Below are 8,305 nucleotides of genomic sequence, written 5' to 3'. Positions count from 1 at the left end.
GATGCGGTCCACCAGCTCGCGGACGGTGGGCACGTCGTCGATCAGGCCCTGGGCCATGCCGGTGCTCCAGATGCCCGCCTCCAGGTCGCCGTCCTCGAAGACCTTGCGGCCCCGCGCGCCCGCGACCAGGTCGCGCACGTCCGGGAACTCGCCGCCCTGGGCCAGCACCTCGACCACCTTGCGGCTGAGCGAGTTGCTGGCCACGCGGGCGGTGTTGCGCAGGGGGCGGAAGATCAGCTCGGTGTCCAGCTCGCTGCTCGCCACGATCCGGGCCTTGACCTTCTCGTGCACCGGCGCCTCCCGGGTGCACAGGAACCGGGTGCCCATGTTCACGCCCTCCGCGCCCAGGGCGAGCGCGGCGACCAGGCCGCGGGCGTCGGTGAACCCGCCGGACGCGATCACCGGGATGCTCAGGCGCGCGGTGGCCGCCGGGATCAGCACCAGGCCGGGGACGTCGTCCTCACCGGGGTGCCCGGCGCACTCGAAGCCGTCGATGCTGATCGCGTCCACGCCGATCCGCTCGGCCTTGAGCGCGTGCCGCACGCTGGTGCACTTGTGCAGCACCTTCACGCCGTGCTCGTGGAAGCCGGGCAGGTGCGCCTCGGGGTTGAACCCGGCCGTCTCCACGATCTTCACGCCGGACTCCACGATCGCCGCCCGGTACTCGTCGTACGGGGGCGGGTCGATCGACGGCAGGATCGTCAGGTTGACGCCGAACGGCTGGTCGGTCAGCTCGCGGCAGCGCGCGATCTCTGCGGTCAGCGCCTCCGGGGTCGGCTGGGTCAGCGCGGTCAGGAAGCCCAGCGCCCCGGCCTCCGCGACGGCCGCGACCAGCTCGGCCCGGCCGACCCACTGCATCCCGCCTTGCACGATCGGGTGCCGCACGCCGAACAGCTCGGTGAACCTCGTCCGCAGCAACGCTTCCCCCTCTACAGCCCGTAGGTCTTGCCGATGATGTCGCGCTGGATCTCGCTCGTCCCACCGTACACAGTGGACACGACGGCGGACCGCAGCAGCGACTCCATGCCGTACTCGGTGGCGTAGCCGTAGCCGCCGAGCATCTGCATCCCCTCCAGCGCGAAGTGCTTGGCCAGCTCGGTGCACTTGAGCTTGGCCATGGACGCCTCGCGCGCGAACACCTCGCCGGGGTTGGCGTCGATGGTCGCGGCGACGTCGTCGAGCAGCAGCCGCGCGCACTCCAGCTCCACGGCCATGTCCGCGATCCGGTGCTTCAGCGCCTGGAACGAGCCGACCGGCCTGCCGAACTGCTCGCGCTGGCGCACGTAGGCGAGGGTGTCGTCGAACGCCCGCCTGGCGACGCCGAGCATGAGCGCGGCCAGGATCATCCGCTCCAGGTTCAGCCCGGCCATCAGCTGCGCCCAGCCCTGGCCGGGCACGCCGACGACGGCCGAGTCGGGCAGGAAGCAGTCGGTGAAGTACAGGTCGTTGACCTCGCGCCCGCCCATGGTCTCGATGCCGCTGATCCGCAGGCCCTCGGCGTCGGCGGGCACCATGAACTGGGTCAGGCCGCCGTGCTTGCCCCGGTCCTTGGCGGTCCTGGCGATGAGCAGGACGTGGTCGGCGAAGTGGGCGTTGGAGCACCAGGTCTTCTGGCCGTTGACCAGGTACCCGCCGTCGACCTTGTCGGCCCGGCAGGTCAGCGCGCCCACGTCGGACCCGGCGCCCGGCTCGGACATCGACACCGCCTCGACCCGGCCGCGCACCACGCCGCCGAGGACGGCGCGCTTCTGCTCCTCGGTGCCGAACCTCTCGTAGGCGGCGGCGGTGATGATGGTGGTGCCGAAACCGCTGATGGGGGCGAGCCCGTAGGAGCTCTCCTCCAGGAACAGGCACAGGTCCACCATGCCCAGCCCGGCGCCGCCGTGCTCCTCGGGGATGGCGATGCCGAGCCAGCCGAGGTCGGCCATCTTCTCGTACAGCCGCTGGTTGTGCGGTTCCCTGCCGTTCTCGGTCAGCTTGTCCCGCTGCTCCTTGGTCCCGCACTCGCGGCGGCAGAAGTCGGCGACCGCGGCGACCAGGTCGCGGCGCTCGTCGGTCAGTGCTCGGGGCATGGCGTGCACTCCTGTTCAGGGCGGGGTTTCCTGCTACTCGTCCCGGACGGCCGGGAAGACCTCGTCCACCAGGTGCAGGACGGTCCTGGTCAGCAGCACGTGCAGGTCCGCGCGGCTGAGGGAGCCGCGCACCAGCCACTCCCTGGAGGCGGCCTTGAGCATCGCGCCATGCGCGCGCACCAGCGCCCGCAGCTTCTCCCGGCCGTCCACCACGTCCGTCATGAGCGCGGCTTCCAGCACCCGGTCGGTGGCGATCTCGTCGGCCTCCAGCATGATCCGGTCGATCTCCGGGTCGCCGCCGATGGCCTCCAGGTTGATGGCGGACAGCCACATCTCCCGGTTGCGCTCGACGACCTCCAGCCACCGGTCGACGCAGATCGACACGCGCTCCTCGGGGGTGGTGCGCGGCAGGCGCTCGGACACGGAGGCGGGGATGACCATCATCTGGCGCACCACCTCCAGGTACAGGCCGCGCTTGCCGGTGAAGTAGTGGTTGATCAGGGCGCGGGCCACCCCCGCCTCGGCGGCGATGTCCGCGGTCGCCACGCCCGCGTAGCCGCGCGCGCCGAAGAGCTTGCGCGCGGCGGCGAGGATCTGCGCCCGCCTGGCGTCCGGTTCCATCCGGCGCCGCTGCGCCTGGTGCTGCCCGGCCATGCCGACCACCCGCTCTTCCGTGAAAAGGTCCAGCCACCTCTGCCGGTGCTATGTGTACATCGAGTCGATGGTCGCCGCGTGCAGCTCGGCGACGGCCTTGCGGCGCAGGCTGAGCTTGGGGGTCAGCTCGCCGGACTCGGCGGTCCACGGGCCGGGCAGGACGCGGTGCGCCTTGACCTGCTCGGCGCGCGACAGGGGCGCGTTGGCCTCCGCGACGGCGTGGTCGAGCGCGGCCAGCACGTCGGGGTGCCCGGCCAGCTCGGGCAAGCCGGTGGTGATGCCGTGCGCGGCGGCCCAGGCGGGGGCCGCGTCCTCGTCCAGGACCAGGAGCGCGGTCAGGTACGGGCGGCGGTCGCCGATCACGACGGCCTGGCCGACCAGCGGGTGGGCGCGCAGCAGGGCCTCGACCTTGGTGGGCGCGATGTTCTTGCCGCCGTCGGTGATGATCAGCTCCTTCTTGCGGTCGGTGATCGTGACCAGGCCGCGGTCGTCGATCGCGCCGACGTCGCCGGTGCGCAGCCAGCCGTCGCCGTCGGTCACCGGGTCGATGCCGCCGTCGGCGCGCAGGTAGCCCTCGCAGACGACGGGTCCGCGCACGAGCAGTTCGCCGTCCTCGGCCACTGCCACCTCCACGCCGGGCACGGCCGCGCCGACCGCGCCGGTGGCGAACAGCTCCGGGGTGCTGACGGTGGCCGCGCCGGTGGTCTCGGACAGGCCCCACACCTCCAGCACGGGAAGTCCCAGGCCCGCCAGGAACTCCAGCACCGGCACCGGGATCGGGGCTGCGCCGCTGTAGGCGCGCACGCACTCGTCCAGGCCGATGGCGGCGCGGATCGGGCGCAGCACGGCGTCGTCCAGGTGGCGGGCGCGCTCGGCCAGGTCGGCGGGGACCTCGGCGCCCTCGGCGCGCAGCCGGTGCGCCTCGAGGACGGCGCGGCGGGCGGCCTCCACGGGGGCGGCGTGCTCGGGCGGCAGCGCGGCGAGCGTGGCGCGCAGACCGGTGACCAGCTTCTCCCACACCCTCGGCACGCCGAAGATCCCGTGTGGACGGACGGCGAGCAGCGCGGGCAGGAGCTGCTTGGGGTCGGGGCAGGTGGTGACGTGCCCGGCGTTGCAGATCGGCAGGTAGACGCCGAGGACGCGCTCGGCGATGTGCGCCATGGGCAGGTAGGCCACGGTCCTGGGGTGCTCGGGGCCGGGCACGAGGTGCTCCTGCGCGAGGGACTCGTGGACGGCGTTGCGGTGCGAGAGCACGACGCCCTTGGGGTCGCCGGTGGTGCCGGAGGTGTAGACCAGGGTGAGCGGCCAGGTGGGGCCGACCGCGTCGGTGAGCGCTTCGAACGCGGCGTCGGGGGTGGTGGGCTCGCCGCGCAGCTCGGCGTAGCCGACGAAGCGCGGGTCGCCGGGCGGCAGCGCGGCCGGGTCGAGCACGACGACGGTGCGCAGGTTCGGCAGGTCGTCCAGCACCGGCCGCCAGCGGGCCAGCTGCTCCGCGCCCTCCAGGACGAGGGTGGAGGCGTTGCTGTGCCTGGCGATGTGGCCGACCTGCTCGGTGCTGAGCGTGTCGTAGGTGCTGCACGGCAGCGCGCCCAGGTGCACGGCGGCCAGGTCGGCGATCCAGTGCTCGGGGCGCTTGGACATGGCGATGAGCACCCGGTCGCCCCGGCGCACGCCCAGCGCGGCCAGGCCCCTGGTGAGGGTGGCGACCTCGGCGCGCAGCCGCGACCAGGTCAGGGTGGTCCCGCCGGAGGTGAGCGCGGGGTGGTCGGGGAACCGCTCGGCGTCGCGCCGGAGCAGCCGGGTGATCGTCGACTCCTGCGCGGACTCGTGCAGCGGCTCTGCTGTGGTCGTCACGTCGGGTTCCCCTCCATCGCGGACCTCGTGCGGGCTTCCCGGAGCGACCTCCACCCTGGCCCGCTTGTTGCCGATGTGTCAACAAGAGTCCTCCGGTTGTCGCCTTCGACATCGATCCAGAGGCTCAAAAGCACTATCAGCCAGCAGTTTGCTCCCCCGGCCGCACTATTGACACTTCGTCAACAACTGCCAGTATCGGGGAGCCGGGGATGCGCTGTCGCCGGCGGGGAGGGAGTGCGAGCACAGTGAGCGAGGCATTCATCTACGACGCGATCCGCACCCCGAGGGGCAAGGGTCGCGGCGGCGCGCTGCACCACGTCAAACCGGTGTCGCTGGTGGCCGGGCTGATCCGGGAGGTCGGCGCCAGGCACCCCGGCCTCGATCCCGCCCGGATCGACGACGTCGTGCTCGGCGTGGTCACCCCGGTCGGCGACCAGGGCATGAACCTGGGCAAGACCGCCGCGCTGGTGGCCGGGCTGCCCGACGAGGTCGCCGGGTTCCAGCTCAACCGGTACTGCGCCTCGGGGTTGGAGGCGGTGAACCTGGCCGCGCAGAAGGTCAGGGGCGGCTGGGAGCAGCTGGTGCTGGCCGGTGGCGTGGAGTCGATGTCGCGGGTGCCGATGGGCTCCGACGGCGGGCCGATGGCCACCGACCCGGAGACCGCGTACGACATCCCGTTCGTGCCGCAGGGCGTGAGCGCCGACCTGATCGCCACCATAGAGGGCTTCTCGCGCGCCGACGTCGACGACTACGCGCTGCGCTCGCAGCGGCTCGCGGCGGCGGCGTGGAGCGGCGGGTACTTCACCAAGTCCGTGGTCCCGGTCGAGGACCGCAACGGGGTGACCGTGCTGGCCGAGGACGAGCACCCCCGGCCGTCCACGACGCCGGAGGCGCTGGCCGGGCTGAAGCCCTCGTTCGCCGCGATCGGCGAGGCGGGCGGGTTCGACGCGGTGGCGCTGCAGAAGTACCACCGGGTCGAGCGGATCGAGCACGTGCACACGCCGGGCAACTCCTCCGGCGTGGTGGACGGGGCGGCGCTGGTGCTGGTCGGCTCCGAGCGGGCCGGGCGCGAGCTGGGGCTGACCCCGCGCGCCCGCGTGGTGGCCGCCGCCGTGAGCGGGGCCGATCCGACGATCATGCTGACCGGTCCGGCGCCCGCGACGCGGAAAGCCCTGGCGCTGGCGGGGTTGACGGTGGACGACATCGACCTGTTCGAGATCAACGAGGCGTTCGCGGCGGTGGTGCTGCGCTACGCCAAGGACCTGGACCTGCCGTGGGACAAGGTCAACGTCAACGGCGGCGCGATCGCCATGGGCCACCCGCTGGGCGCGCCCGGGGCGATGCTCGTCGGCACCGTCGTGGACGAGCTGGAGCGGCGCGACGCGCGGCGGGCCGTGGTGACCCTGTGCGCGGGCGGCGGCATCGGCATCGCCACCGTGATCGAGCGCGTGTGAGCGCGCCGCACCCCCAGGACCCCGCGAGCCGGGAAGGAGCACCGATGCGGGAGCAGGACATGATCGGGTGGGAGCGGGGCGAGGACGGGGTCGTCGTGCTGACGATGGACGACCCGGACCACCCGGTCAACACGATGAACCCGGCCTACCGGACGTCGATGGAGGCCGTCGTCACGCGGCTGGAGGCCGAGCGGGAGAGCATCACCGGCGTGGTGCTGACCTCGGCGAAGAAGAGCTTCTTCGCGGGCGGCGACGTCGGGTTCATGAGCAGGGCCGAGCCCGAGGACGCCGAGGCGCTCACCGAGGTGTGCGCGGTGCTCAAGGCGCAGCTGCGGATGCTGGAGACGCTGGGCAGGCCGGTGGTGGCGGCGGTGAACGGGTCGGCGCTGGGCGGCGGTCTGGAGATCGCGCTGGCCTGCCACCACCGGATCGCGCTCGACGTGCCGGACAGCCGCATCGGGCTGCCGGAGGTGACGCTGGGGCTGCTGCCCGGCTGCGGCGGGGTCAGCCGGACGGTGCGGCTGCTGGGGTTGCAGAAGGCGCTCACGCGGGTGTTGTTGCAGGGCCAGCGGTACAAGCCTGCGGAGGCCTTGGAGCTGGGGCTGGTGGACGAGCTGGCGTCCAGCCGCGAGGAGCTGCTGGCCAAGGCGCGGGCGTGGGTGCTGGCCAACCCGGACGCGGTGCAGCCGTGGGACGCCGAGGGCTACCGGATGCCCGGCGGGTCGCCGACGAGCCCGAAGGTCGCGGCGCTGCTGCCCGCGTTCGCGGCGAACCTGCGCAAGCAGGTCAAGGGCGCTCCCCTGCCCGCGCCGCGCAACGTCCTGGCGGCGGCGGTGGAGAGCGCGCAGCTCGACTTCGAGTCGGGGCAGCGCGTGGAAACCGCTTACCTGGTCGAGCTGATGATCGGCCAGGTCTCGAAGAACATGATGCGGGCGTTCTTCTACGACACGCAGCACGTCAACTCCGGCGGCAACCGGCCGCAGGGCTTCCCGCCGCACACCGCGCGCAAGGTCGCGGTGCTGGGCGCGGGCATCGCGTACTCCTGCGCGCGGGGCGGGCTGGAGGTCGTGCTCAAGGACGTCACGGCCGAGGCGGCCGAGCGCGGCAAGGGCTACTCCGCGAAGCTGGTGGACAAGGCCGTGGCGCGCGGGAAGACCAGTCGGGAGCGCGGGGACGAGCTGCTGGCGCGGATCACCCCGACCGCGGACGTGGCGGACCTGGCCGGGTGCGACCTGGTGATCGAGGCGGTGTTCGAGGACCAGGGCCTCAAGCACAAGGTGTTCGCCGAGGTCGAGGCCGTGGTCGCGGCGGACGCGGTGCTCGGGTCCAACACCTCCACGCTGCCGATCACCGGCCTGGCCGAGGGCGTGACGCGGCAGGAGGACTTCATCGGGCTGCACTTCTTCTCGCCGGTGGACAAGATGCCGCTGCTGGAGATCGTGGTCGGGGAGCGGACCAGTGAGCACACCGTGGCCAAGGCGGTGGACATCGCCAGGCAGATCGGCAAGACGCCGATCGTGGTCAACGACAGCCGGGGGTTCTTCACCAGCCGGGTCATCGGGCGGTTCGTGGACGAGGCCGTGGCGATGGTCGGCGAGGGCGTGGACCCGGTGACCGTCGAGCAGGCCGGGTCGCAGGCCGGGTACCCGGCGCCTCCGCTGCGGTTGATGGACGAGCTGACGCTGACCCTGCCGCGCAAGATCCGGCAGGAGACCAAGGCCGCGGTGCTGGCGGCAGGCGGTGAGTGGGTCGAGCACGGCGCGGAGGCCGTGGTGGACCGGATGATCGACGAGTTCGGGCGCGGCGGGCGCTCCAGCGGGGCCGGGTTCTACGAGTACGCGGACGGCGAGCGGGTCGGGCTGTGGCCGGGGCTCCGGGAGCACTTCACCCGCGAGGGCGCGGAGATCCCGTTCCGGGACGTGCAGGAGCGGATGCTGTTCGCCGAGTCGCTGGACGCCATCCGGTGCCTGGACGAGGGCGTGCTGCGGTCGGTGCCGGACGCGAACGTCGGGTCGGTGCTGGGCATCGGGTTCCCGGCGTGGACCGGCGGGGTGCTCCAGTACGCCAACGGCTACCCCGGCGGGCTGGCCGGGTTCGTGGCGCGGGCGCGGGAGCTGGCGGCGGCGTACGGCGAGCGGTTCAGCCCACCGGAGTCGGTGGTGGGCAAGGAGGAGCGCGGCGAGCGGTACGAGTAGCGGCTTTCAGGGTGTGCGCGGGGGTTCGAGCATCGGCACCAGGAACCGCCGGGCCACCGCGCGCTGCTCGGCGCGC

The 8,305-nt window shown here is 72.8% G+C and carries 6 protein-coding genes; 2 read left to right on the top strand and 4 right to left on the bottom strand.

Annotation, left to right across the window (positions count from 1 at the left end):
* From ACTUAL_RS17065 to ACTUAL_RS17050, 4 genes are all read right to left on the bottom strand, one after another.
* A partial coding sequence (locus ACTUAL_RS17065) for an NAD(P)H-dependent flavin oxidoreductase (protein WP_440900963.1) occupies positions 1–918 on the bottom strand: 918 nt, incomplete at its 3' end.
* Between the two features lie 11 nt (positions 919–929).
* Entirely contained in the window at positions 930–2,072 is a 1,143-nt protein-coding gene (locus ACTUAL_RS17060) for an acyl-CoA dehydrogenase family protein (protein WP_096495439.1), read from the bottom strand.
* A gap of 33 nt (positions 2,073–2,105) precedes the next feature.
* Positions 2,106–2,726, bottom strand: coding sequence for a TetR/AcrR family transcriptional regulator (locus tag ACTUAL_RS17055; protein WP_177154301.1), 621 nt, complete (start codon positions 2,724–2,726; stop codon positions 2,106–2,108).
* 48 nt (positions 2,727–2,774) lie between these two features.
* A complete protein-coding gene (locus ACTUAL_RS17050) occupies positions 2,775–4,580 on the bottom strand; it encodes an AMP-dependent synthetase/ligase (protein ID WP_440900962.1) in 1,806 nt (601 codons plus the stop codon).
* Between the two features lie 209 nt (positions 4,581–4,789).
* On the opposite strand from ACTUAL_RS17050, the gene ACTUAL_RS17045 reads away from it, so the two are divergent.
* Positions 4,790–6,034, top strand: coding sequence for an acetyl-CoA C-acetyltransferase (locus ACTUAL_RS17045; protein WP_440900961.1), 1,245 nt, complete (start codon positions 4,790–4,792; stop codon positions 6,032–6,034).
* 44 nt (positions 6,035–6,078) lie between these two features.
* Positions 6,079–8,229 carry a 3-hydroxyacyl-CoA dehydrogenase NAD-binding domain-containing protein gene (locus ACTUAL_RS17040; protein WP_440900960.1) on the top strand — a complete coding sequence of 717 codons (2,151 nt, stop codon included), beginning with the start codon at positions 6,079–6,081 and terminating at the stop codon, positions 8,227–8,229.
* The last annotated feature ends 76 nt before the right edge of the window (positions 8,230–8,305 follow it).

The organism is Actinosynnema sp. (assembly GCF_052038725.1).
Note: the sequence above shows the minus strand (reverse complement) of the source record. Positions and strands in the feature narration are given on the sequence as shown.